24 protein-coding genes and 3 pseudogenes are annotated in these 26,354 nt (G+C 42.8%); 21 read left to right on the top strand and 6 right to left on the bottom strand.

Annotated features, from left to right (window positions below):
• Nucleotides 1-1,694 precede the first annotated feature (1,694 nt).
• The gene (locus tag AC1DLI_RS32990) at nt 1,695-2,303 is read right to left on the bottom strand and encodes a zinc metallopeptidase (protein WP_477609736.1); all 609 of its coding nucleotides are present in this window, start codon (nt 2,301-2,303) and stop codon (nt 1,695-1,697) included.
• A gap of 446 nt (nt 2,304-2,749) precedes the next feature.
• Here AC1DLI_RS32990 and AC1DLI_RS32995 point away from each other — a divergent pair, with 446 nt between their 5' ends.
• The 3 genes and pseudogenes from AC1DLI_RS32995 to AC1DLI_RS33005 all read left to right on the top strand — a co-directional run.
• Nucleotides 2,750-4,099 (top strand): purple acid phosphatase family protein, encoded by a 1,350-nt coding sequence (locus AC1DLI_RS32995; protein WP_477609738.1) that lies wholly within the window; start codon nt 2,750-2,752, stop codon nt 4,097-4,099.
• 102 nt (nt 4,100-4,201) lie between these two features.
• Nucleotides 4,202-5,290 (top strand): HupE/UreJ family protein, encoded by a 1,089-nt coding sequence (locus AC1DLI_RS33000; protein ID WP_477609739.1) that lies wholly within the window; start codon nt 4,202-4,204, stop codon nt 5,288-5,290.
• A gap of 147 nt (nt 5,291-5,437) precedes the next feature.
• Nucleotides 5,438-5,674: pseudogene (locus tag AC1DLI_RS33005) on the top strand (aldo/keto reductase); the annotation flags it as partial.
• A gap of 173 nt (nt 5,675-5,847) precedes the next feature.
• On the opposite strand, the gene AC1DLI_RS33010 reads toward AC1DLI_RS33005, so the two are convergent.
• A complete protein-coding gene (locus AC1DLI_RS33010) occupies nt 5,848-7,221 on the bottom strand; it encodes a hypothetical protein (protein WP_477609741.1) in 1,374 nt (457 codons plus the stop codon).
• A gap of 248 nt (nt 7,222-7,469) precedes the next feature.
• On the opposite strand from AC1DLI_RS33010, the gene AC1DLI_RS33015 reads away from it, so the two are divergent.
• The 5 genes from AC1DLI_RS33015 to AC1DLI_RS33035 all read left to right on the top strand — a co-directional run bounded on the left by AC1DLI_RS33015 (nt 7,470) and on the right by AC1DLI_RS33035 (nt 11,132).
• Nucleotides 7,470-8,000: a hypothetical protein gene (locus AC1DLI_RS33015; RefSeq protein WP_477609743.1), complete on the top strand. Its 531-nt coding sequence runs from the start codon at nt 7,470-7,472 to the stop codon at nt 7,998-8,000.
• A gap of 284 nt (nt 8,001-8,284) precedes the next feature.
• On the top strand, nt 8,285-8,755 hold the full coding sequence (locus tag AC1DLI_RS33020) for a hypothetical protein (RefSeq protein ID WP_477609745.1): 471 nt from the start codon (nt 8,285-8,287) through the stop codon (nt 8,753-8,755).
• A 176-nt stretch (nt 8,756-8,931) separates the two neighbouring features.
• Nucleotides 8,932-9,312 carry a DUF6220 domain-containing protein gene (locus AC1DLI_RS33025; RefSeq protein WP_477609747.1) on the top strand — a complete coding sequence of 127 codons (381 nt, stop codon included), beginning with the start codon at nt 8,932-8,934 and terminating at the stop codon, nt 9,310-9,312.
• A gap of 186 nt (nt 9,313-9,498) precedes the next feature.
• Nucleotides 9,499-9,993, top strand: a complete 495-nt coding sequence (locus AC1DLI_RS33030) for a hypothetical protein (RefSeq protein ID WP_477609749.1) — start codon at nt 9,499-9,501, stop codon at nt 9,991-9,993.
• 680 nt (nt 9,994-10,673) lie between these two features.
• Nucleotides 10,674-11,132, top strand: a complete 459-nt coding sequence (locus AC1DLI_RS33035; protein WP_477609751.1) for a C40 family peptidase — start codon at nt 10,674-10,676, stop codon at nt 11,130-11,132.
• Between the two features lie 171 nt (nt 11,133-11,303).
• Here the strand turns inward: AC1DLI_RS33035 and AC1DLI_RS33040 are convergent.
• Nucleotides 11,304-11,448: pseudogene (locus AC1DLI_RS33040) on the bottom strand (IS1595 family transposase); the annotation flags it as partial.
• 956 nt (nt 11,449-12,404) lie between these two features.
• Between AC1DLI_RS33040 and AC1DLI_RS33045 the strand changes: the two are divergent.
• The 8 genes from AC1DLI_RS33045 (at nt 12,405) to AC1DLI_RS33080 (ending at nt 18,514) form a co-directional block, all read left to right on the top strand.
• Nucleotides 12,405-13,061 carry a DUF4085 family protein gene (locus tag AC1DLI_RS33045; protein ID WP_477609753.1) on the top strand — a complete coding sequence of 219 codons (657 nt, stop codon included), beginning with the start codon at nt 12,405-12,407 and terminating at the stop codon, nt 13,059-13,061.
• Nucleotides 13,062-13,352: 291 nt separating this feature from the next.
• Entirely contained in the window at nt 13,353-14,342 is a 990-nt protein-coding gene (locus tag AC1DLI_RS33050; RefSeq protein WP_477609755.1) for a phosphotransferase enzyme family protein, read from the top strand.
• A 73-nt stretch (nt 14,343-14,415) separates the two neighbouring features.
• On the top strand, nt 14,416-14,697 hold the full coding sequence (locus AC1DLI_RS33055; protein ID WP_477609757.1) for a hypothetical protein: 282 nt from the start codon (nt 14,416-14,418) through the stop codon (nt 14,695-14,697).
• Between the two features lie 554 nt (nt 14,698-15,251).
• Nucleotides 15,252-15,701 carry a hypothetical protein gene (locus AC1DLI_RS33060; RefSeq protein WP_477609759.1) on the top strand — a complete coding sequence of 150 codons (450 nt, stop codon included), beginning with the start codon at nt 15,252-15,254 and terminating at the stop codon, nt 15,699-15,701.
• Nucleotides 15,702-16,095: 394 nt separating this feature from the next.
• Nucleotides 16,096-16,275: a hypothetical protein gene (locus tag AC1DLI_RS33065; protein ID WP_477609761.1), complete on the top strand. Its 180-nt coding sequence runs from the start codon at nt 16,096-16,098 to the stop codon at nt 16,273-16,275.
• A gap of 347 nt (nt 16,276-16,622) precedes the next feature.
• A complete protein-coding gene (locus AC1DLI_RS33070) occupies nt 16,623-17,084 on the top strand; it encodes a hypothetical protein (RefSeq protein ID WP_477609763.1) in 462 nt (153 codons plus the stop codon).
• 336 nt (nt 17,085-17,420) lie between these two features.
• Complete coding sequence (locus AC1DLI_RS33075) at nt 17,421-17,801, top strand: hypothetical protein (protein ID WP_477609765.1); 381 nt, start codon at nt 17,421-17,423, stop codon at nt 17,799-17,801.
• Nucleotides 17,802-18,109: 308 nt separating this feature from the next.
• Nucleotides 18,110-18,514 (top strand): hypothetical protein, encoded by a 405-nt coding sequence (locus AC1DLI_RS33080; RefSeq protein WP_477609767.1) that lies wholly within the window; start codon nt 18,110-18,112, stop codon nt 18,512-18,514.
• Nucleotides 18,515-18,751: 237 nt separating this feature from the next.
• Here AC1DLI_RS33080 and AC1DLI_RS33085 read toward each other — a convergent pair.
• Nucleotides 18,752-18,892: pseudogene (locus AC1DLI_RS33085) on the bottom strand (IS110 family RNA-guided transposase); the annotation flags it as partial.
• 180 nt (nt 18,893-19,072) lie between these two features.
• Between AC1DLI_RS33085 and AC1DLI_RS33090 the strand changes: the two are divergent.
• The 4 genes from AC1DLI_RS33090 to AC1DLI_RS33105 all read left to right on the top strand — a co-directional run bounded on the left by AC1DLI_RS33090 (nt 19,073) and on the right by AC1DLI_RS33105 (nt 23,788).
• A complete protein-coding gene (locus AC1DLI_RS33090) occupies nt 19,073-19,633 on the top strand; it encodes an NADPH-dependent FMN reductase (protein ID WP_477609769.1) in 561 nt (186 codons plus the stop codon).
• Between the two features lie 334 nt (nt 19,634-19,967).
• A complete protein-coding gene (locus AC1DLI_RS33095) occupies nt 19,968-20,798 on the top strand; it encodes a vWA domain-containing protein (RefSeq protein WP_477609771.1) in 831 nt (276 codons plus the stop codon).
• A 10-nt stretch (nt 20,799-20,808) separates the two neighbouring features.
• Nucleotides 20,809-21,582, top strand: coding sequence for a protein phosphatase 2C domain-containing protein (locus AC1DLI_RS33100; protein WP_477609773.1), 774 nt, complete (start codon nt 20,809-20,811; stop codon nt 21,580-21,582).
• A 4-nt stretch (nt 21,583-21,586) separates the two neighbouring features.
• Complete coding sequence (locus AC1DLI_RS33105; protein WP_477609775.1) at nt 21,587-23,788, top strand: hypothetical protein; 2,202 nt, start codon at nt 21,587-21,589, stop codon at nt 23,786-23,788.
• A gap of 332 nt (nt 23,789-24,120) precedes the next feature.
• On the opposite strand, the gene AC1DLI_RS33110 is transcribed toward AC1DLI_RS33105, so the two are convergent.
• Nucleotides 24,121-24,597: a GyrI-like domain-containing protein gene (locus AC1DLI_RS33110; protein ID WP_477609777.1), complete on the bottom strand. Its 477-nt coding sequence runs from the start codon at nt 24,595-24,597 to the stop codon at nt 24,121-24,123.
• A gap of 34 nt (nt 24,598-24,631) precedes the next feature.
• Nucleotides 24,632-25,105, bottom strand: a complete 474-nt coding sequence (locus AC1DLI_RS33115) for a hypothetical protein (protein WP_477609779.1) — start codon at nt 25,103-25,105, stop codon at nt 24,632-24,634.
• A gap of 91 nt (nt 25,106-25,196) precedes the next feature.
• Between AC1DLI_RS33115 and AC1DLI_RS33120 the strand changes: the two genes are divergently transcribed.
• Nucleotides 25,197-26,165, top strand: coding sequence for a helix-turn-helix transcriptional regulator (locus AC1DLI_RS33120; protein ID WP_477609781.1), 969 nt, complete (start codon nt 25,197-25,199; stop codon nt 26,163-26,165).
• Nucleotides 26,166-26,354 lie beyond the last annotated feature (189 nt).

Below are 26,354 nucleotides of genomic sequence, written 5' to 3' on the forward strand. Positions count from 1 at the left end.
TGGGCGATATCTACGCCGATGACAAGGTGATGAACGGTAATGTTTTCAATGAGTTGATTTTGCTTGTCTTGTGCCTTAAACTTCATAGTAGAGCGACCTCCTGATGGGTTTTTTGAGGCAATTGACCTCGTGCGTAACCCCATCGTACAGAGGCGCTCGTTTTTGTTCAAACTCCAAATTATTCGTTTTACAGGAATTCTAACGGGTAACGATAGTTCAATGCTGAAGGGCTGCCGCTTCGATAGTTCAATAATACAGCAACTTCTAACACTATATTTTCTCAAGACAAAAAAGAGGCTTACACATTATTAGCTCGTTCTTGAGTTGAGCGATGCTCGCCTTCCATCGCCTCAATTACTAAATTCAATTATATTTTTTGATTTCTAGAACATATGCGGCTTGCCGCCTTAATCTAGCTGCATCACACGCGCTGGTATCTAATGGTGTAAATGAGTGGGTGTTAAGATGCCAGGCCGTCATTTTTTTTTCGAGAACCCCGATGATAAGAAATTAAGCATATGATCGGGTAGAGAGTTTGAAAACGTATTTGGATATGGTTCCATAAGCTCGAGCTCATTAAATGAGCTGTTAATAAGTTCACCGTGTAAACGAATGTATGGTTTTAATTTCTTTGATGTTAATTTCTTTGATTTTTTATTCATGCTAATCGTTAATGCCTCCCGCAGATTTAGATATATGATTGTATGTCTGGGAAATGTGATTTGCCCGTGCATTAGTCTAATAATACGACGATGCAAAGAAACATGTCACCGCTTTGCAGTTACCATAGGACATAACAAAAGAGAGCTGCAGACACAGCTCTCTCCTCCAAGCCCTCCTCATGCTCCACTTTTCTCCATCGGGCGTTTCGACCCTTTGTAACGGACCAGATTGTCCCTTTCTTGGACATGCTGACAAGCACTTTCCTTTGGGTTAATAGCGATTAAATATGCCAATACTGCAGATACCGGTGTCTTTCTATTGGGTAAAGGGGAAGTGTGACAGCACTTCCTCTTATTTCGCCAGGAAGTCTGGCAAGAACATGGTCCAAACGGGGAAATTTAGTATTTTATGACGCCGTTTGCTTGGAGGAACACAAAACCACCCCCGGAAAGAGAGTGAAACTGGTGATAACACCTGAACCGATAGAGTTACAATACATAAAACGACTAAGTGACGAAGAGAATACTCTGATCGAAGCGCTACGAACAATCCATATGCCTCCTGCTGCTGCTTTGCTGCTGGTTAGAAACGAACTGAAAGGACCGTTGGAAAACGGGACGATGGCCGAGATCTTGGACGGGTTCTTGGCGAGGCATACAGAAGGAGATGTCAAGTGACAAGAATATATGCGCTTAAGAAGCCGTAGATGGAGTACAAAGCCGCAATCTACATAATGAAAGAAACGCCTCTCTAGGGAGGCGTTTCTTATTTCCATGTCTAATTGTTTTCCAGGTGTTCAGTTAACGGGGGGCATTCTTTATAAGGGAAGAAGTGCTAATGGATATATGTTCTTGTCCTCCGACATCCGCAACTGTCGGGTGCCAAGAACATAATCTCATTATGAACCGCGTATATAGGTTTATTTAATGAGTTAAAGTTACTGTCATCTGCAATTGATGAGAAATTTATGATTTTGACAAGAAATTTATATCATTCTCCAATAGATAAAGTTAAAGCAGGTCTTTTGATCTCTATCTAGGCAACAGTTCGAGTAACAGCACAGCAGGAATTACATAACCCATCAATCGACTGATCCTGATGATAGAGGTGTCCTTTTTCTTAATGAACCCGTCGATATCGTCAAAGAGTTCGCTAGGTGTTCTATGGTCTTGATATTCAAAAAGTGCCTCTGTGAGGTGTTTTTTCATCATTTTTGCGGCCGTTCTGTTTGCGTTTCTTTCATCTGGGATATAAAATCTCGAAGTAATGAAAAAAAGAAAACATATGGCAGATACCAGAAAAGGTTTTATCACGCTGAAAAACGGAAGGCCAAAAAGGATATTTTCTAATGTAAACAAAAGATAAGTAGTAGCAAAGAAAATGATGAAATTTCGCATAAGCCAGTAATTATTAAAAAATGATTCATTATTATTAATGTTAATCACGTGAGCGGCTTCATGAGCAGCAACGTAGAACGATTCGCAATCTGTTTTGTCGAATTCCTTTAAATGTATCTTCATTCCTCCTTTTAACAACCTAGGTCTGGCCCTGCTGCCAATTCCATTCGTTGGTTTAACTAAGCAGTCTTTGATGCCTTCCATTTTTAATATGTATTCAGCAAATTCTTTGGCAGTTAACAAATAAATCCACCTCCATAAATTGATTAGTCTATCCTATGGTATTCTCACTAGTTTTAGGACAAGGGTGCTAGCCTTCGTCGCTGAATTGGATTGGTAGATGAAGACGGAAAAGATGTAGAAATAAAATATAGTATTAGACTGGCTGTGTTGATCCTATACGGCTTTTCTAATTTCAAAACCGACAGGCTTCGTAAAATAAGTATTAGACTGACCACAATAATAGAGACAGTGGCAGCCAGAGACGAGAAAAAAAGAACTGAACTGCCGTTGTTTTGTTGAACTATATTACTATCACAACTTTCGCAACTTAAAATCGGTAGATAAGCATTGATGTAATAGGACACTCTCACTTCACCAATTAATAACATTAAGTTTACATTCATTTTACACTCTTAAAGTATGATGAACCTCGTAATCAAAATCATATTTTAGAGAGGAAGTTAATAATGTTTAAAAAATGGACTGACAAGCGTTGGATTCGTACAACCCTTCTGCTGTCCGCTGCAATACTGGCTGTTCCTGCTGTCAATGTTGTGGCAGAGCAAATAGCGACGAAGATGCCTACCGCAGAAATCTACAAACCGTCCCTGCAACCCGATAGGATTGTCCTGACTTGGAAGGGCGATACTGCGACTACTCAAGCCGTAACCTGGCGTACGGATGTTAACGTCAACACGCCACAAGCCCAAATCGCACTGGCAACCGACAACTCCGATTTTAAGGATAATGCAGTGACTGTTCCAGCCGAGAGTACTTCCGAACTTGCTACATACTTGAACTACTCGCAGAAATATCATTCGGTCAACTTCCAAAACCTCTCGCCGGAAACAAAATACCTATATCGCGTAGGCGACGGGGTCAACTGGAGCGAATGGTTTGAGTTTACCACGGCTTCCGCCAAAGCAGAACCGTTCTCGTTCTTATATGTTGGAGACGCTCAAAACGATATTTTGGAGCACTGGTCCCGCGTGATCCGTAACGCGTACTCCGACCTGCCGGAAGCGCGCTTTATCGTCCATGCTGGCGACCTGATCAATCAAGGCGACGCCGACGATCAATGGGGCGAGTGGTTTAAAGCAGGCGGATGGCTTAACGGCATGGTGCCGAGCATTCCGACTCCGGGCAACCACGAGTATTCTAGAATCTCAACTAATACTCCTACCGGCCTCACGCCTTTCTGGCGCCCGACGTTTGCCCTTCCGGAGAACGGTCCGGATGAAGCCTTATTCAAGGAGAATGTATATTACATTGACTATCAAGGTATGCGCATTGTCTCGCTCGACACGAATCTCCGAGGTGAAAGCCTCGACAAGCAAGTAACGTGGCTGGATCAAACGTTGGCGAACAATCCGAATAAATGGACGGTTCTCACGTTCCACCATCCGATCTTCTCCAGCGCAGAGGGACGCGACAACGCGGAAGTTCGGAACAAGCTGCTTCCAATCATTCAGAAATATAACGTTGATTTGGTGCTCCAAGGACACGATCACACGTATGCGCGCGGCCAAGTTGTGAACCAAAAGTCCGGGCAGAAAGTAGTAGATAACGACAGCACCACGGTATTCGTGAACTCGGTTTCCGGTCCAAAAATGTATGATTCTTCCTCGGAAGTTTGGGATAAGAACGGTGCGCAGGTGGACAAAGCAATCGCAAATACCCAGCTGTACCAGCTTATTCATGTCGATGGAGACGTTCTCCGATACGATGCACGGACGGCAACAGGCAAACAATTCGACGAGTTCGAGATCCGCAAGCTTCCTAACGGTAAGAAGCAGATGATTGAAAAGAAGAAGTAAGTTTTATTCGTCTAAAATCACAATAATAGAGATGGAGACGCGCTCTCCATCTCTATTGCTTTTCGTAAAGCATCGAGAATGTTATACAAGGAAGGATCGACTATGAAAAGGATCAAAATGTTAATTACCGCTTTGTTTACGGCTCTTGCGCTAACGGTGCCGATTTTCGTGCCGTTCCCCCAACCCGCAAGCGCGCATGCCATGGAAAACGGGTACATGGATGTGCAAATTGAGTCGAATGAGGTATATGTAGAACTGCTCCTGGACTTCAACAATTTAGCGAGTGTAGTTCCACTGCCTGTTGATTTGATGTCTTCACCGCCGGTTGAAGATCTTCAACAAGCGGTTGACGCCAACACGGAGGCGGCGTTCGATTATGTAGCATCTGGGGTTAAGATATACCGTGACGAGGTGCCCGTCGAGCCTGAACTTGTCGGCACAAGCATCGAGAGGGTTGACGGGGTGCCGTTGGTCAGATTTCAATTGGTTTATTCCGGAGATGGAGATTCCACCCGTATCAATTATGATGTATTTATTAAGGACGTTAATAAGTCCCATTCGAATATCGCTCAAATTAACGGACCCCAAGGGGACCAGGAGTACATTTTCAACATTACGAACCAGGAACTGGTCGTAGGTGAACGCAATTGGCTGCGTCAAGCGTGGCAATTTATTTACCTCGGTACGGTGCATATCTTTACCGGGTACGATCATATCCTGTTTGTGTTTTGCCTTCTTCCGGCTGCCAGAAGCTTGGCCGGTGTCGTTGAAGTGGTTACGGCGTTCACGGTCGGGCATAGCGTAACGCTGGGACTGGCCACCTTTGGTGTGGTTCAATTGCCCGGACGATGGGTAGAGTCAGCCATTGCCGCAAGCATCGTCTTTGTGGCGGCTCAAAATATATTCACCAAAGATCCGAAGCACCGTACGATCGTTACGCTACTTTTCGGTCTTGTGCACGGATTCGGGTTTGCGGGCATTTTGCAAGAGATGGAGCTTTCTCGAGAAAGCTTGTTATCTTCCCTGCTATTTTTCAATGCCGGGGTGGAGATCGGACAAATCATCATCATTTCTTTGGTTTTCCCTTTGCTTGTGCTTCTGCGTCGTTATCGGACATATCCCCGCGCTGTCTCGGTCGGATCCGTGGCTGTGATCGCTATAGGCTTGTTTTGTTTTTTCAGCGGATTTTAGGGATATAATTTGAAGGGTTGGGAGTAATGAGTAGTCACCTAAGTGGCTGCTCAGACATATCGACGATTTCTACAAAAAGGGACGAGAGCCTTTGTACCAGAACTTTAATGGGTACTTATCAGATGAGAACTTGAGAACTTTGCCGCGGCCGACAAGCTTACTCAGATTGCTGCCAAATGCGGACTAAGTATCCTGCAACTTGCGATGAAATGGTGCGCAGCGCAAGAATCCGTGACAAGTATAATTATTGGGGTAAGCCGGCTGGCACAGATCGAGCACAATATTGCTTCGATTGAGGGGGAACCGCTGGATGTGGAGACCCTATTGGAGTGCGATGATGTATGGCGTTCATTAGCAGGAACACGTTTCGAATATAACCGATAAGTAAGCTGGGAATAAGGCGAGAACCGATAGTCTCGCCTTATCTTTATCATATTACAAGAAAAATTTATGGATCTTTATCGAACACTCAATTAAACTGCCCTTTTAGCTCAACAACACGTTTCAACACATAATTATCTTATGTATCGAAAAAACCAGTCATCAATGAAGGTAGGCTAAAGGAACGACAGCTGCCCGCCAATTTGTCGGATGTGGTTGACGTCGGCCCACAGGATAAAATAATTGTAGTACGTTTCCCCGATTTGTATAGGGCAGGGGTATTTCACGATGAGGGCAGCCTGTTTGTTCATCTCCGCTGGTTGGTCGGCCGACGGAAAGATGAAGCAAGCCTCACGGATTTGTATCCTCATCATGACAATCCGCGGAGAAGAGCCGTAAGGCATCAAGGAATGAAAGGCCTCGGAACTACAAACATCGGCAATCCGGTTGCCTGCTGAAATCGCGGAAACCTGGAAAAAACCGCCTGGCCCTTCGTACCTCTCTTCGCTGACTCGGCGCCAGTTTGCGGGATACGGAAAGGATACTCGGTATACAAAGCTTGTGTAGATGTTTTCCGGAACCCTTCTGACGCCAGGAGACCACTGCAGGGAGGAAATACGGCCGCCACTGAGGACGTTCACCGGCATAGGATCCCTGATATCGACAATCCAGAGCTGACTTGCGCTTTCTGCACCTGAGCATCCTGATAAATAAGCGATTTTGCTGCCGTCCGGCGACCAGCCGAGAGGAGTGGCGAAACAGTCTGAAGCCGCCAACGTCCTCTGATTCTGAGCAGTACGGGTATCGATTTGGATGATAGAATAATAATTCGGTTCCTTATAGGCAGTTGCGCTATAGGCGATGCTCCGGGAGTCAGGGGACCATGCCGGAAAATAGTTTTTGGCTAGCGTTCCGCCTTCCAAAGTGTAGATGGTGCCGGTGGCCAGATCCACCGTCGAAACGATAGAGATGCTGACACCGGGGAACGTATAAAGCGCAAAGGTTCCGTCCGGGGAAAGCCAAACGTTATGGAGCGGTCCATCCGTATTTTGAGTGATTTGTCTCCGGTGTGTGCCATCTGTCTGGATGCGGAAGAGCTGGGTGATGCCGTTGGAATCCGGAGCCGCGAACAGAAGCTCCGTACCCGAAGGGAACCACTGGACATCGCTGGCGCCCAGCTCCGGGATTGCATAGTTGTTATGTGAGAAAGTATCATAGATGACGATTCGCTCGTTTTTGACATACGCGAGAAAACGGCTATCCGGGGACCAGTCCAGCAGCGTGGAGGGTTCAATTTGGTCGATCCGGGCGATGGCGAGCGTGACGGTATCCAGCAGGTGGACCACGTTGCCAATGCCGATGAAAGCAATTCTCCTGCTGTCCGGAGACCAATAGGGAACGGAAAATTCCGAACCAAGCCCCTGTGTAAGTTGAAAATTATAACCGTCCTGCGGTCGGTACAGCCAAATGTCGAACGTTCCGCCACGGTTCGACGTGTAGGCGATCCATCCTTGAACGAGATCATGAGGAACAGCTTGCACGGCCAACATCCTCTCCTGAATTATCTTATACTTCAGATGTATTCAGTGGGGGGCGGTTAGGCGACAGTCCCGGCCAGTTTGCCTCTTCTTCATTTTTAACTGTTTGAGGAAGTGACCCCTAGCAACGTGTATAGAATCTGCTATCATTAAAGTAATCAAATAACATGACCGGCGAAAGCATCGTCCGAATAATTAGGGAGTATCCCTTTTATTCGGCACGGTGCTTTTTTTGTTTCCGGCAAATGGTGAAGATAAAGATGTTTAAAGTAAAGGAATATTCAGGATCTTATGAAGTGGTGTTGTTGAATATGCTGGAGGTTACGAGCAAGTACCCATTGCTGATTGAATCAGCAGCTGAAGTCACTTGTAATGTAATTGGATCTACAACACGATCGAAATATACCGAATATGTTTGGTTAGGGCATACAGGCGCGAAAGCATACGTTTTATTAGGATTGGTAAGAAATAATGAGAACAAAATGGCAGAAGCAATACTGCTCGAAGGTGACCATTGGGGGATTCAGAGTATTATTCAAGCGGCAATTAATCTTGTGGATGCGGTATTCATCGGAGCACACTTACGGGACAGAAGAGCAATTATTATAGAGCTTTGCAAAATGGTACATGATACTCTGCTGGAACTGAACTATAAAAAGATAGATGAGATTTCAAAGGAGGATGTAAAAATTACTTTGTTTATCAATGAATACGGAGCGTTATTGGATGTTGAGTATATTGAAGATGTAATGGGATTCTGGGAAGATTTGATAGGAACTGAAAAAGTTTAGAAATAGAATCTGGGCTGGAGCGTCCCTAACTGGTGAAGCATCGTGGAATTCTGGGGTCATCGTTTTTAGTATGTCTTCTAAAAAGCATTAAAGAAAACGGTGTCATTTGATTGTGTATTGTTCAACTAACGGGACACGATAGTTGAACGATCAAGGAGCAGTTTGCTACGGCAGCTGCTCCATTTCTTTATTAAGCTAACGGGCAGGATAGTTCCAATATGTGTTAAAATTAGGGAGGTTAATGAACTTTGGGCGAACTTCTTTGATGAAAGTAGGGGAACAAATTGGGGACAGACATTCAAGTATATATCGAGCAAAAAACTTTTAAAAGTGATAATTCAAAGATGAATGAATGGATTAGCGTAGATGAATGGATATATGACACTCCCTCAGAGGGAATGAGGCTTAGTAAAAGATACTGGACAGATAGAAATTATCTACTGTTTGCCATTTTAGCTAATGTAAGAAATCGATATAATATTCAACCAATATCGCTGCCAAAGGGACTGCCTTACGATGTTAGCCCAGAGTTAAAGAAACAAAGCGATGAAGAAAATGGGGACGCTCACACAAGAAGTTGGCTCACTTTAAAAGAACTTCTCGAATATGATTGGCAACAAACAATGGAGGATGACAACGAAGAAATCTTTCCTTATGAAGAGTTGGTTATCCCTTTTGTGAGTGACTTTATCCCACGTCTGAGTAAAATTGACGAGCCTGAGAATGTTCGCATGGTCTTTTGGTTTGACAATTAGTAGGGTGTAAATTAAAAACCCTCACTGTGAGGGCTTTTATATTGAGGGCTGCAGGATAGCGGAACTTTCGACTTAAGTCTAGGGAGAAACCCTACCATTGTCTGTGTTGAGACTTAATATTATCCATTATACTAAATCATTGCCGGGAAAAGGGAAATGATGAATGGGGGAAATCCATGAAGAAGAGTAAAGGTGGGGGAGCCAAAGTTTCTCGATATGTTTTTGTGGTTTTGGCGTGGCTTATTCTTGGTTGTGTAATCTTGCAAACGTTTTTAGCTGGAATGTCTGTTTTTACCGATCCTTCACATTGGAAGGATCACACCATATTTGTACATCTGTTTGAGTATTTACCGTTGTTAATGTTAATCCTTGCTTTTACTGGTAGGCTCCCGAATACATTGTGTTGGAAAAGTGCAGCCATATTCGCTCTTATCTTTGCCCAATACTTTACGGCAAATGTTCCAGGTGCAGGGGCGGTTCATCCAGTGCTTGCTTTAGTTATGTTCTGGCTTACCATTTCGGTGGCAAGAGAATCGACTCGTCATATTCGTCGATGAGGGTTGAAATATAGTATTTGTAGATTGATTTTATTACTCAACTAACGGGGAACGATAGATCAATAAATAATTACGAAGAGACGGCAGCCGGTGATGTGGCTGCCGTCTTCTCAACTAACGGGCAGGATAGCGTAATGATTTTCCTCATTTAGGGAAAACTATCCCAAAAAAACAATGAGGTGAAAAATGAAGAAAACGTTGTACTCGATTTTAATTATCTGCTTTTTGATTAGTTCTTCCTCTGTTTTTGCTGATTCAACTCCATCTAATGCACCTCTAAGTGAAAATGATATGCGTGCATTTAGATTAACTTCAAATGAAATCCAATCTGCGCATGTAAAATGGGGTCCGGGGCTTCAATGGACACTCACAAGAAATGAGATTGAATCACTAATCAAGATATTACGAACAGCAAGAAAGGAAGATATAAAACCGTATTACGGTCCAATGCCAAAAGGGGGACCATTTTCAGTAACTTTAACGACGAAACAAAATGAGAAATTTTCTTTCATGGTTGGTGTAGGTGGGAAGGGATATATTCTATGTCCCAGAGGTAAGGTATTTCTGCCGACATTTCAAGACTTTATGGAACCATTTAAAATACGCAGAGTCAATGAAATGGATATGCGTAGGGCAGTTGAAGGAATAATATTGATGAAACAAAAGACAATTTTCGGTTAAGGAAGACAGCCTGTTGAACTAACGGGTACAATAGTTAAATACCAAAAGAGCTGCCGCAGGCGCCTTTATTGCAATAAAATCCATTAATGATGCAGTTACTGCCGCAATACCTTCTCGATTAGAGATTCTGTGATAGAAAATAAAACTTATAATTATTATCGGTTCCCCATTGGCTCCAGAACATTTGGACAGCGTTTTCAATTTGTTCGACTTTATCCTTGAGTTCATATACTTGGAACACTGTATCCCTCCTATCGTCTACCGTTAGTATAACATCCAATCTCCGTTTTTTTCATACATAATATTCCAATTTATAACTCCTGCTCGTAGCAAAAAACAATAATTTTAACTGATCCCAAATGATATTATTGGATATTTCGGCACTAAAGTTTGGAAATGAAGGCGATATTTAACACCGATTGCAAGTAATTTCTGGAATATCCCTATGGACTTCCGGTAGTGTTCAGTTTTAATTTAGTCAGTGTTTTCAAGGTGTTCGTTCGTTTGAGGCTACATTTACTAAAATTGATTTGGTAAATTCTATGGGGTTTAGCCTCTTTTCCATCTATGTTACCATTGGTTAGGCACCACGGGGAGTTATCCTTCAGCTGAGATACTTAGGATTTCACCGCACAGTATCAAAGCTATGCAAATACATTACAGACAAGGAGTGAAAACGAATGTTCAAAAAGCTAGTTAGTACAACCACTTCGCTGCTGGTCGGATCGCTGCTGGTCGGAACATTGACGTTCGCAGCTACCGGTCAAGAGATCGCAAGCCGAGCCGATAATTACCTTGGAGACTTCAAGTACGATTTTGGTGCTGAGCCGTGGAATACCGGTTACAGGTACGCTGATTGCTCTTCTTTCACCAAGCTGGTATTTATGCGTGAAGGTGAATATTTGCCTCGTACAAGCCGTGATCAGGCCAAAAGGGGCTATTACGTAGCCAAGCGCAATCTAGTAAAAGGTGATCTTGTATTTTTCGACACAAATAATGATGGAAGAATCAACCACGTAGGGATCTATATGGGGAATGGCCGTTTCATTCATAGTTCCCCGATAAATAAGGTTGGATTCAGTAACCTGACCTATGGATATTGGAAAGATCATTATACTACTGCACGCCGTGTAAGATAAGAAAAGGGACGCATTCTGTGCGTCCTTTTTCTAATCAGGTATTGATTTCAAGAGCTCTTCTATAACAGTGGTGTTCACAACTTCATTCACCAAAGTCGTAATCTCCTTTTCAAACAAACCTGCCCGTTCAGCATGAAGAAACCGTTCGTCGAAGATTATTGTTTGTCTCATTTACAGTAAATAGACACGAAGCGACCAACATATTTTTCTTATTCGACGTTGTGTTCTCATATTCCTTGCTGTCTAGATAACGGAATCAAGCCAAATAATGTTGCAGATACTTCGTTGCAACGCCGTTAAAGTGGTCAATCCAGCGCAACGTTACCGTTGCCCGTAATCCCAATCTACTTTCGTTATGTCACTATCTAAAGAATAATTATCGAATGTTTGGCGGGGAAGAATGAATATAAGATATTATGAACGCAATGTTATCCTCCAATCTTATTATTAAGCACATTGAAGAAATGTATACAGAGGAAATCCACTAGCCGCTATTCCTCAATTGTTTCTCCAGAACGATATGCTCTCTCCGATTCGCGCTTACTAACTTAGTTCCGCTGAAACAATCAGCATAAATGAATTCTTAATGTATGAGGAAAAACAGGCAGAGAGTGTGGGCAGGAAGGTAATAAGGCTTAAGTATGAATACACGAATTCAACTAATCTGGAGGTTACGATGAAAGTTAATAAAGCGATGTCAGTATGTCAGCATTATTACATAAGAACAAACCTTCAGGGACTTCTGATAACGATGAGTACACCCACTTTATTGAATGGGACGGCTGTGTTTTGATCAGCAGTTTTGCAAGTGATCTTCCCAGCAGTTTCGATAAAACAACTTACTCCGATCATACTGATTGCGATGCGTCAGTAAACCATTTGCACTTAGAGAGAGAACCTATCTATAGCATTAGATATAATTGACGCATTGGAAACAGCACTCCGCAATAACTACCCAGGGAAAGCGTTTAATATTGTAGTGAGTTGTGAACTTGATGGTACAGAAGCTGTAGCTCGTTTTTATCAGCTAAGACCGAATGAAGCCGTGTGGGTGGATGAAGAAAACGACCTCGAAAATTATAAGCATGAAGCAATACTTCTTCTAAAGGTGCAACCTTAGCATTGAGCTAACGGGGAACGATAGTTCAATAAAAACACGGGAGCAGCCGACCACATTGATCGGCTGTTTCATTATGCTAACGGGCAGGTTAGCGCAACAAAACATATATACAAGTCGTATGTTTAGTGAGTGAACTATACTAGGAGGAACTAATGAAATATTTCACTAAAGTGTGGTTTGAAGAAATACAGATATCAAGTTTTTTGACTTTTCATGAAACGAAGAAAGAATGGGAAGAAGACATTGCTTGGTATGTATCTGAGGGTTTGGACTTTAAAGACATTTGTAAGAACCACTTGGAGGATAAAAGAGCTGAGTTAGTCAAATATCTCCCAGCATTCTTTCATCCCTATATTCAAGACGGAACGTTAAATTCACAATTTCCTTCTGAAGAACTTAGAAAAATGGCCGACCAATGGCGATTGGAGTGTGATGAACGAACGAAAGCAAATGGGATTACCTATCAGAACTACTATAATTCCATAAAAAGCTCACTTCCAGAGAATGTTATTCAGTTGTTTGAAAAGACATTACACGATGCACGAGTAACTTCGATTGAGATGCCTTTGAAGGAAACGTTTATCATGACATTGGACTGTAGGGGCGGCTATCATTATTTAACGGATGTTAAGTTAACCTTTACGGGAGTGGAGAAGATACAGCCTACAAACTTAAGCATAGGTAGTGTTTGGCTTTATGATGAAGTTTACCTCACAGAAACAGGTTTTGAACTTCAGCTGTTATTAGATGGTCCTTTATTGGAGTTCTCGATCTCAGCTAAAAACCTTAACATAGAGGTTATTTCATAATTCATGGTTAACTAATGGGACACGATAGTTGAATTTACATATGGATGAGCAAGCACTGCGGCGGCCTGCTCATTTTATTAAGCTAACGGGCAGGTTAACTTAATTGTTCAACCAATTTTCGTTGACTGTAAAAATCAGGATTAGTATGATTGCTATGGAATAAAGATTTCTAGAAAGTGAGGCTTTCACATGTCACCAGGCATTCATTTTATTAAATTGAGGTAATAACCGGAGTTTGTGGGAAAATTTCATTCGATTGTTCAATCACGACTCAATTACCAAGGAGAACTCATGGACCCAAAAATAAAATCAATGTTCCTGGACGAACATGCCATAGAAGGTGCTGCGCTGTTTGGCGTCAGCCCGAAGGAGCTGACTTTCATTGGAGGCTTTCAGAACTTTATTTATTCCTATAATCGCGATGAATTGAAATACATTCTCCGTTTTACCCCGAGCACTCTTCGCACGTGGCACGGACTTGCAGCTGAGATAGAATGGATTCGATATCTTTCTGAGAATGGTTTGTCGGTCTCAAATTCGATATCGTCGGTTGATGGAAAGGACATGGAACGAATTCAAGGTAATATGATTGATTTCTACGTGACCTCCTTCAGATATGCACCCGGTAGAAAAATTGGATACCCAGAATGCCTAGGTAATACCATACTTTATGAACAATGCGGACGCATGACCGGCCGTCTCCATGATCTTACTAAGCAGTACAAACCTACGGCCAAAAGACATACCTGGGAGAGTAATGAATACCTCTTACGGGCCAGAAATTATATACCGTCAGAGCAACAACCAATTCTTCTTGCCCTTGATAAACTTAAATCACAGTTGGCTAGCCTGCCTGTTACTGCTGATAATTTCGGTTTAATTCATGGGGATATCAATGTTGGAAATTTTACAGTTGATGAATCTGGGGGAATAACGCTCTTCGACTTCGACGAATGCCAGTACAGTTGGTTTATCGAAGACATTGCCATCCAGCTATATTACTTATTATATGTATTCGGGGAAGATTCGAAGTCCGAACGAAAGGTGCAGTATGAACTTTTCACTAAACATTTCGAGCAAGGCTATACAGAGGATGGCCGTCAAATGCCTGACGGCTGGAAGGAACAGCTTGGGCTCTTTCTTAGATTACGAGAAATTATCGTATTCGTCGGTATGCACCGAAGCTGGGATTTAAGTCAACCAGACGATTGGACACGAGATTTTTTGCAAGATAGTCGAATGCGGATTACAAAAGGAATTTCATTGATCGACGAGTTTTGAACACCTTAAATGGAAGATTTCATTGAACTAACGGGTACGTTAGTTTGCATAAGAAGTTAAGAGGAGCAAGCAGATGCATGATATTGAAGCAAAAATAACCATAATAAAAAGCGATGGAAACGGCCGAGGGAAAAATAAACCTGTTTACTCAGGATACCGCCCGGCACATTTGATTAGAGATGATTACCTAACGACGGGAGAGCATCATTATTATGGAGATGCTGTTCTACAACCAGGTGAGACTGTAATGGGGACAATTACTTTTATATCCCCTGAGATATATCCGCGAACGTTATGGATTGGTAAAGTATTAAGAATTCAAGAGGCATCAAAGATAGTCGGTTATGCTGAATAAACAAAAATTATCAATGAATTATTGAGAAAACAGGATTAAGCTATCGGGTAACGATAGCTCAATAAGCACGAAAAAACGGCAGCCGAATACTTGGCTGCCATTTCGATGAAAACTTTAATCGAGTTTAAATGAGACCAACTTATTAGACTTAGCTAATCAGGTTCATTCAATAATATCTTTGGGAAAGGGGCTTAAGAATGAGGAAGACAATAAACACTTGGTCATTTTTCCTGTCCCTAATTTGCCTTGCATTATTTCTTTTGGTTTCTTTTTCAAGAATATTTGACCTTTTAGCCCTTTTAGGGACACATCCCTTGAACATCGTACTGGGTCTTACTATATTCACTTTTATAATTGGTTTATTTGGAATTTCTGGTATACGAAACTTGAAAACGATGATAAGGAGTGCAGTCACAATAGTTATTACACTCGGACTATCATGTGTTATGTCCTTCGTTATTTTTATTGGTGGGTCATTAAGCTAACGGGCAGTTTAGCGTGGAATACTGTATATTTGAATAACCAAGAGCCGTTTATTAAAGGGGGTTGCTGTAATGAACAAAATAGAATGTGAGATAAAGACCAGACATGGGTTTGTAGATAGATATGTTGATGGTGAAATCATTAAATGTGAGCACAATACCGAGTTTTTTGATTTTATTGTCGATGGCAAATCACTTTATACTCGATTTCAGTCTTACGATTTTATATCTGTGCTCCAACATAAGGAAGAGGAAGCTCAACAAGAGGAAATGGAAAAGTTGTTGCTAAAGACTCCTTCTGAATTGGACAGTGGGAGATATTTTCTTTTTGTATGCCCCATGTGTGCTGACTTGGGCTGTGGGGCGATTACAGTTTCCATAAGGCGTGAAGGAGAAAATATTATCTGGAGTAACTTTTGTCTTGAAGATGGAGAAACAATAAAACCTTTGAACGTAGATACTTTTATGTTTAATTGGTTGGAGTACTCAGATAGTATCTTGTCTTCTATTATTCAAGAGTAAATAAAAATGCGTTTAGTTGTTGAACTAACGGGTAACGATAGCTGAATAATATACCACGGCAGCCGGCCATGATGATCGGCTGCCTTTTCCACGCTAACGGGCAGATTAGCGGAGTACAAGGATATCTGAACATTGGTGCGGAATAGCATTGCGATCAATGTAATGTAGAAGGATAGCATAATAAATGTGGAACTTAATGAGGGTGGAATGAAGAGAAGCATTTTACTATGTGTGTCAATGGTGTTAGTTTTTGTTTATCTGCTTGCTCCTCAGAACCACAAATTGAACTTATCGATTCCTCGGTTAGCAGTGTAACGGACGAAGGAGTGAGCGGACAGGATGGGATAATGGACGGCGCCAATATGTTACCGTCGATAAAGTGAAGGGTGACTCAATGACAGTCAATTGCTCCGATGCCGTCAACAAGGGCAAACACGGAGCTATCATTGATGTCGGCTATATATGCACAATCACTCTCACAGATAAGACGCGGATTGTAAATGACAGCGACGAAAAAGTGTTGAGCGTACATGATCTCACGGGGAGCCCGAAAGTGAAAATAACGCTCGAGTAAGCCGAAAGTATGAATAAAATATTAGATTCACGGTTGATTCATAAAGCAAAAGAAATTCGTCTGCTTACCTCATAAACATAGGGAAAGGGACATAGAATGAGCGGCTTATTGAAAGTGTGTTACATCGCGATTCAGTCGAAAATAACCCATTGGTTAATGATGGTCTCAACTAACGGGACACGATAGTTCAACAAATAAGGAGCAGTTTGCTACGGCAGCTGCTCCATTTTTCGTTAAGCTAACAGGCAGGTTAATGTGGTAAATGGTATATTAAGAATGAATCTCTTTATGTTATGATGCTTAGCGTGTTTAAAAATTATTAATTATATTGAGAGGAAGTTAAGAGAATGAAAAACAAATTTATGAAGATTATTGGTACTAGTGTATTATCTATTTCTCTTATTACTGGAGTTGCTATTGCTGTTTCGGCAAATGGCTATAAAACATCCACAGAAGGAAATGAGCAAATTGTTCCTTTGGCACTCCAAGCCAATACACTAAATTGGAGTTTATTAAATAATACTATAGCAGACCCAAATACTTCATGGAATATAGAGATTGGATATCCACATATTAACTTGTACGTAAAAAATACAGGGGCATCATCTTTTAGAGTTGAAGTAAAGCATAAGACTAAGGGAACAATTATCTTTAATAAAACCGTTGCAGCAGATGGAGTAGGAGTAAATTTTATAAATAATGATAGTAATCCACTTGTTCCTTCAGGTGCTTACTCAGTGACTATTTACGGTGGAGGAAATGTGCCCAAAGGACAAGTTAGAATGAACGCTTCTGACACTCCTTGGTAAGCGCTATAATCTTGCAATGGGCTGTCCCAAAAGTCATAAAAAAACTGAAATACTTTATTAAACTAATGGGAAACGATAGTTGAACAAACATGGAGTAGTTTGCTGCGGCAGCTGCTCCTTTCTTTGTTAAGCTAACGGGGAACGATAGTTCAATAATTGCTAAGGAGATGTATTTCTAATGGTTAGAGGATATGAAATGCCTAAAACGCTTAGCAGCCTATATGATATTGATCAAATCTCACAAAATAATCACGCAGAGGAATAGAAGATTACTTAGGGATATATCTGAATTTCAACAGCGATTTTGGCTATGATTGTACACCTGAAGACGCTGTTGTGTTTGGACATACAGGAATGGGTGGGGACCATTTTGCTTTCTTAACAAAAAGTGATTCAGTATCAACACTTGAAGAAGCTCCAATAATTTTTATTCAACCAATGCTTTTTGAACATCAGGTGAAATTGGTGGCAAATAATTTATGTGATTTTCTTTCACTTTTTCTATGCTTTAAAGAATTATATATTCTTGAGAGATTTGATTTTTACAAAACAAAGGAAGAATTTTTAGACGATTATGAACTCAATTTTAGGAATAGCATTTTAGAAAGAGAAGATGAAATCTCACTGTTCTCAACTGAAATGACAAACCGGATAAAGTTGCGGACAATTGAAGATGCTTACGATTACATTATGGACTTGCGTTACGCTAACGGGTAACGATAGTTCAATGAAGGACCCTATACAAACGAAGAAGGAGCTGCTGCGGCAGCTCCTGATCCCACAGGTCTCGACAAAAGTATAAAACCCAAATTAAAAAGCCTTGGAAACGGGAATTTTTCATCACCTCGCAGCAGTTCCAAAGGTTGGGCATTGAAGGCGGTGGCAGCAGTAATCGAACGAGTGGTAGTAGTAGTAACAGCATCAGTAAAAGTAATGGTAGTAGTGGTGGTGAGATATCAGCTGCTGAGGTAGCTATTAAAAGTAATATTACTCACATTCCTGTTGATTTTGGGAGGTAATTACACTTGTTGGAACATTATAGATCCTTACCCGATTCTATGCCTTCATCTCGTTTGAAGGAGCTGTTTGAAGAATTCATCTTAAAAACAAAATCACAAACTAATGAAGTAGAAGAGACTTTAGAGGCTTTGCTAGAATTATCAGATAGACAGTGGCATACGTATGAATTATTGGACAATATTGTGAAGAATGAGGTTGAAAATTGGATAATTAGTAAGTGTAATAAAGAATCATTTAATGTAGTAGATCTTATAACATTAATTATTGGTCGATTAGGATTAGTTAAAGCGTATGAGCACGTAAAAAGTTTATTAGATGAGGATCTGGCTAATGAAATAAGAGCCACTATTCAAGAAACAGTTGCTGAACTAGATGGGCATGTTGAAGATCCATACTTTGGGATGAGATAAAATGTCGGATGATAAGAACATTGTCCCATTCCCGACAGAGAAATCATGCAGTACTATGTAGTCCATTCTAATACAAAAGTGCTGCCGTAGTATTCATGAGCTTATATACCAAGGTTTTGTATTTGGTGTCATACACTATATTGATCCATTTTTCGAGGATAAAAAAATAAGTCATTCCCTTCCCGTGCTAAAATGAAAAAAATTGGTTTCCGCATATGATTCCCCTTTTGTTAACTAGGGATGACCAAGCGCGATCCCTCGAAAGTTAACAGCCCGTGCCACATGGGTTTGCTGAGCGATGTCGATGCCGACGACCAGATGATGAGTGGTAATTTTTTCAATGAGTTGATTTTGTTTGTCCTGCGAATTAAACTTCATAGTAGGGGCCTGTTTTTTTGTCAACAGGCACTTAGGTCGGCAGCTTTACTGTGCTCACGGGCAGAATAAATACAATTATGTATAAAGCACTATAAACTAAAGCCATTCCACACAAAATGTGGAAAATATTATATGATTGAATGAAAATGGCTTCTAAATTCTATGAGGAGGTTGGCTGATTTGAAAAGAATAGGGATTATTATTGGTAGTTTAAGAGGAAATTCGTTTAATCAAATGATTGCGAATACGATCCCTGAACTCGTTGATTCCGCGAAATATGAATACATATCGATTGGGAATCTTCCCTTGTATAACGCGGATTTGGATCATGGAGAAGGGCCAGACCCAGTTATGCATTATCGTGAGGCGATTCAAAAGACAGATGGAATCATCATCGTTAGCCCAGAGTATAACTCAGGAATACCGGGTGTACTAAAAAATGCACTGGACTGGGCATCGACACCAACCAAAACAGCCGTCCTAATTCATAAGCCTGTAGGTGTCATCGGTGCAACGCCTGGCGCAAAAGGAACGATTCTGTCGCAGCAGCAAATTAGGCAAACGTTGGATGCCACCCAGTCATATGTTATGCCGTCTCAAAAAATGTATATATCTCAAGTTTTGGATAAGATTGATTCAGATACTCGCAAGCTCATAGATGAAACGACCCGCAAATATCTGCAGCGCTATGTACAATCGTTTATGCAATGGATAGACCAGGTACAACGGCTGAATGAGTAGTACAGGTTCAACATCACATACAGATTTCATAGTTGATCGAATAGAAGAAGAAGTTAAAAGCAGGTTTTCCTGACTTAACTCCAGCGTCGTGGACCCATTAACATCATACCAAGGAGTCTTTTTATTTCTCAAACCTCGTAGCTGCCCGTTACTTCAATGAGAAAGAGGAGCTGCTTCGCTGCAGGCTCCTCCAATTCGTCTCTGTTTTTGGAGCGGTAAAATCCATAGATTTAGCAGCTGTCGCAGTTCTTCTGCGCCAGCTGCTTTTTTATTGTCAATACTTTGTCCCCTTTTGAATAGGAATAAACATGTACCTATTGTGAGGGGTGAGCGCATGTATTCAGCAGAAATTAGCCGTTCGAATCCGTCGTGTATCTTGTTTATTATCGACCAATCCGGATCGATGTCTGATCCGTTCGGGGCAAGCACTAAGTCCGAGAGYGTTTCGGACGCCATCAACCGGTTATTGCAAAATCTCGTTATCAAGTGCGCGAAGTCGGAAGGGATACGTGATTACTATCATGTTGGCGTAATTGGCTATGGCGCCGGTGTCGGTCCGGCGTTCGGAGGTGTTTTAGCGGGGAAAGAAGTGGTGCCGATTAGCGAAATTGCCGATAACCCGTCAAAGCTGGATAAGCGTTTGAAAAAAGTGCCGGATGGGGCAGGCGGGCTGGTTGATCAACTCGTCAAGTTTCCGGTCTGGTTTGAGCCCGTAGCACACGGAGGCACGCCGATGTGCGAAGCGATGAGAACGGCTCATACCGTTTTGACTCATTGGATCAGTGAGTACACGCATTGTTTTCCGCCGGTTGTCATTCATATCACGGACGGGGAATCGACTGACGGCGATCCGACACTTGAAATGGAACAGCTAAGAGCGCTATCGACGGATGACGGAAATGTACTGCTATTCAACCTGCACATTTCCGATAATCCGAGCGCAGTGGAGCTCCGCTTTCCAGAAACCGCGGATGCACTGCCCGACGCGTATTCCAAGGTGCTTTACGAAGGCTCAAGTCAGCTGACGTCTTTTATGATCCGAGTCGCCAATCAGGAATACGACTTGAATCTTTCTAATGGAGCGAGAGGTTTTGTGCTCAATGCGGATTTAACTCTCGTAATCCAGGCGATTGATATCGGAACGCGTCCGGCCAATCTGCGGTAGGGCTTCAGTTATGCGAATCGAAAGCGAATGTTTTTTATTGCCGAAGGCAGGAAATCGCAGCGATGAATACGAGGATGCTTACCATAACAGCACACATGTTCATAAGGAGACGATAATTTGTAGATTCGCCATAGCCGATGGGGCTAGTGAGTCCTCATATGCTGAACTGTGGGCGAATTTGCTCGCAAGCGGTTATTGCTTTGGCAGATTCGGCGGTATGCAGATCCATAGATCAGTCTCCCCATTATCGAAAGCCTGGCAGAAAAAAACCAACGGCAACAGTCTCCCCTGGTATGCGCAAGAGAAGCTCAGCAGCGGGGCGTTTTCCACATTAGCGGGGATCACGTTTCGATTTGCGATGGATGCCGAATCCGCGGCATTTGACGCGATCGCGGTCGGCGACAGCTGTATTTTTCATGTTCGAGGGGATACGATGATCGCCTCATTTCCTTTAAGCACAGCCGATGATTTTCAACGTCGACCGGTTCTCATCTCGAGTAACGCGGCCAATAACGTCCAGCTTAAAGCGTTTGTTCACAAATGGAGCGGTACCGCCGAAGCGGGAGACGCGTTCTGGTTGATGACCGATGCCCTAGCCTGTTGGCTGTTGACTCGTTACAAGGAAGATCGCAGCGTGATAAGGCTAATACATAAGCTAGCCGGCGAGCGTGACTTTAACCATCTCGTGCATGAAGAAAGACGGCGGCCTCACCGTGAAGGCTTTTTCTATCTAAGGAACGATGACGTTACGTTCATTCGTCTAAAACTGGTTAAAGGGAAGTGAGGCGATGTTCTGGCCCACTCCGCAGGATTATAGGGAAGCAATCCAAAATCCGCGTATCTGTTTCAAGGACCAGGATCTGCAGGCCGGCCACCCTGAATTAGATAAGCTCGGCCTGCCCCGTCCGATATCGGGAAGCTTCGCCAGCGTATACAAACTGAAGTGCGGTGAGCAAGAGTGGGCGGTCAGGTGCTTCACTAACAATGTAAAGGATCAGAAGATCCGTTACGATGCCATCAGCTTGCATTTACGCTCCAATCCTCTTCCTTATCTCGTCCCATTCGAATATCTTTCCGAAGGCATCAACATTAACGGTCAGTGGTTTCCGATCGTGAAAATGCAATGGGTGGAAGGAGAGTCGCTGCTCGATTACATGGGGCGAAATTTGCATCGTGCCGACCTGCTGCAAGAACTCTCCGATAAATGGATAATAATGACCCGCGAGCTGTGCTCGGCCAATATTGGGCATGGCGACTTGCAGCATGGAAATATATTGATCAACATGAATGAAATCATTCTGATCGACTACGACGGGATGTATGTCCCCGCTTTAAACGGCATGCCAAGTAACGAGCTCGGTCATCGAAACTATCAACACCCGGGAAGGAATGAAGGGCATTTCGGCCCCCATATCGATCACTTTTCGGCATGGGTAGTTTGGATATCGATCGCAGCTGTTTGTGCCGATCCCTCATTATGGCATTCGCTTGAAGCGGGAGAGCCGGAGGAAAGCCTTCTTTTTCGACGGAATGACTTTGTTAGTCCAGATGCATCACGGGCGTTCGAATTGCTGGCGCTTGTTGAAGAAGAAGCGGTACGTAAGGCAGCAAACTCCCTTCGCGCATTCGCGACAGTGGAAGTGCCGGAGGTGCCTAGACTCCCCGATCCCGATTCGGAGGGGAAGGCTATGCAGCCTTCAAGCCTCCATATCTCGGCCTTCTCTAAAAATACGGCATTTAGAACTTCACTAACCGTCTTGTATGATCGGCTCTTAAAGCGGAAGCCGCGGAAGGCTGTCGCCATATCGCCGCCAGAAACTTTGTATTCTGGTGGAGCGTCGTGGGTCTTGGACCATATTACGTTGGAAGCGACGCCGCACAAGAAGCGATCAACGTATTTGTTCTTGCAGGAAAGCTTCGTTTCCTACCTGATTTTACTCGCATCAGCGTCAGCCGCGGCTACTTTGTACAGCAGTGCCCCGGTCGCAGCGCTACTCTTCTGTTCGATTATAGGTTTTGGAACGGAAATGGCCTTTTTAAGCTGGTGTTATGGGAAGGTTCCCGCCGTCCAGGAAAAGAGAGCCACGTACGAAAACATAAAGAGGCTGGAGCTTGCCCTATCCGAATTGAGAAGCGAACTGAACGAATTGAACGATATTAAACAAAATTTTAGTCAAATTGAAGAGGAATTGATATACGATTGCGTACAAAGGCTCGAGGAAGCGGCTTATCGGGAAAGGCATGAAACGGAAGCGGTGGAGAAGGAGCTTCATATTCATTTAAGCGGGTTAGTTGGCGAAAGACGTACCATTGACCAAGAGGAAAAAACAGAGCTGTCCAGCAAACTGGCCTCGTTCCAAAAAACATGGCTGGAAGAGCAAATAATCAAACAAAAGCTTAGTCAGGCTAAAATTCCGGATATTGACGATGAGATGAAACGCCGTTTAAGAACGAACGGCATTCGTACACCGGCCGATTTTATGGACATTACGATCAATCAGTCCTATGGCCGCAAACAAATCGACAGGGCATATTTGATTTTAAAAAACGGCGGTTCGGTTCATGTAGGCATGAGCCGATCTCAAGCGAAGGCGCTGGTCGACTGGAAAAGAAAAATCGAACGCAGGTATCGAACTAAAATTCCTGCAGTCCTTCCACGCAGTGAAATCTCCGCCATAGCGTTAAAGTATAAGGATCGGAAGTCAAAACTAACCGATGCGGAACAAACGTATAAAACCGTAGCAAAGGAAAGGTTAAATGTGATCAAGCAGGCGTACCATCCTGAGCTGGATTCCTTAACGAAGGAAGTGGAGGCTGCCAGAATCCGGCTTGAGAACGAGCTTCATCACTTTAATATGCAGATCGATGAACGAAGTAAACACCATTCAGACCAACTGGAGGAATATCGCGATCTAAACAAACGAATGGCATCGTACAAGGATGTTCATTTTGTAAGATACGTAAAGCAAGTATTCCTGTTTCGAGGGTAAACTACCATCATCCTGAAATAGCATCCCCTTCCTTATGGGCGAGTCGGGAGCAGGTAGCCGGAGTAAAGTCCTAATGAGAATCCTGAATACGATGAGATGATAAAAGTGAAGGTTGATGGACTATAAATCATCTTGGGCAATTAGGAGTCACTTTTGCCTTTTTACTAGATAAGGGAACTCCTATTGAACTAAAGGGACACTTTAGCTCAATAAGACAGCACGGCAGCTCACACATGATGAGCTGCCGTTTTCTCAACTAAAGACAGGTTAGTAATTTATGTGCTTATGAGGATTCAGTGTAATTTAGCAACCGGACAGTAAATTGACGAAAGTTATTTTTTAACCACAGGTACCCAAAATTCGCCGTAGAATGTGCCCGCGCCGTTTTCTTTGCGATAGGTGGCATTTGGACCGCCGATGTAAGCATAATCAGTGATTCGGGCTAACACTTCGCCAAAAGCAAGGTAAGTCAACTGATCAAACAAAGTTTCCTTGTCACCATTTCCTGCGACCACGATGTACTCGCTCTCTGGAAACTCGATATTGCGCGTTGCGTCAGCCACTATCTTTCCAGCTTCTACCGCGAAATAATTCCACGGCTTGCCTTGATAAACCTCGTTCACTGACCATTCACGATCATCTTTTGCAGCGTCTTTGAGCTTAGCAAACCGCCCGTCAGCCTTGAGTCTGCCCCAAAACTCGGCTTTTTCCTGTTGCAAAGCTGTCATGTCTTGAAAATTGGACTGGATTGAAAAACCGTATGCGGTCAATGTGAATGATTTTTTGTGTTCAATTGTGTATTCTGCCATGTGAGCTCCTTTCAAATTAACACAAAGATTAGTCTTAGACTTTTTTTACGCGAAGCCACATTTCACCGTAGAATTCACCGTTTTCAGCTGCTTTGACGAATGTTGAGTTCCCAGGACCTACGTATTTGTAGTCTGTAATTTCTTGCAGCATGCCGCCGAAAACTTTGCCTGTGATTTCATCAGCAAGGCTGTCTTTGTCAGAGCCTGTGCCAGGCACAACGAGGTAGTCGCCAGCGAGGAAATTGAGGACGACCGCGTCTTCCAAATTGAAATCACCCATCACGCCGAAGCCGCGCCAAGCCTTGCCGTCGATAACATAATTGATTTGATATTCTTGCCCGTCAGCCAGCGCGAGAAGTTCAGCAAGCTTGCCATTTTCAGTGATTTCAGCCTTTTTCGCTGCCGTTTTTGCTGAATTGCCTGCCCAGTCGTTGAAGTCCTCAAATGAAACACCGAAAGCAGTCATTTTGTAGATTTCTGAGATCGTTTTGATTGAGTAATTAGGCATTTTGTTCTCTCCTTTGTGAAATTACTTTTACAAGATCGATTCTATTTGCCGAATGTATCAAAAAATGATACTTTTTTGATACAATAAAATCATGAAGAAAACAGAACGAGTAAACCTAATCATGCGCTACATCAATAATCGCGCACATTTTACGATTGCCGAGATTCAGCGGGAGTTCAAGATTTCCCGCGCGACGGCGATCCGCGACATTAATGAGATTCAAGCGATGGGTTTTCCACTGACGACCGAGCTGGGGCGCGGTGGAGGCTACAATGTCCTACAAAATCAGTATTTACCCGCAGCACGTTTCACGCCAGATGAGCTGAAGGCGATATTTATCAGTTTTATGGCTTCGAAAAATTCACAGCTGCCTTATCTGCAAAATCGCCGCTCAATCACTGAAAAACTTATCGGCATCGCGTCGCAAACTCAGCAAGACGAGCTAATCGAGCTGAATAATATCTTGCTTTTTGAAAATACAAATCCTGCTAATCCGAATCTTTTGGAGCTCGATGATGCAGCGCCTGCGGAGCTAAACCAGTTGATTTCGCTTGCTGTACGAGATAAGCATTTACGCTTGAATTATGAGCCGAGTCTTGGCTGGCCACAGTTACTGGACGTTTATTTGCTTCATATTTTTAACTCGAACGCCCAATGGCTAGTCGAAGTTTATGATTTTGATACGGATGAGTTTCGTTATTTGCCTGTTGATTTGCTGCAGGATTCTGCAATTTCTGAGCATAAAATGAAGTACTCTGAGCAAGAGATTTTAAGCAAAAAACGGATTGGTGCACGTCAGTCCAATCTTGTTGTGAAGCTCGATACGACCGGGATTCAACGCTTTAAACGCATGCACCCGCCGGGAATTATTTTGTCCTTTACCGGAATGTTTCAATCGAGCGGGATATTTAATGTTCAGTTGGATGTGACCGATGTTGAGGCGCTGTCTTATTACGCGGATTGGCTTTTGTTTTTGGGGAAAGGAGTCGTGTTTGAGCGTATTCCTGAAGAGTTGCGCTTGATTTTGGAGGATCGTTTAACCAATTTAAGATTTTCTTGATTTTTAACAGAAATCAAAAAAGGTTAATCTAGATACGAATGGGATAATGTCATTGAACTCCCTCAGTACGATTTAGTTTTCTCACGAATGCTCGCTTATTCGCAGGATTTCACCCTTGCCAGAAACACAGAGAGATAGTACGAGAACCCTTGTTGAAGACCAGGACAACATGAAGGCGTGAGGAAATAG

Source organism: Paenibacillus sp. 01T443, from assembly GCF_056398325.1.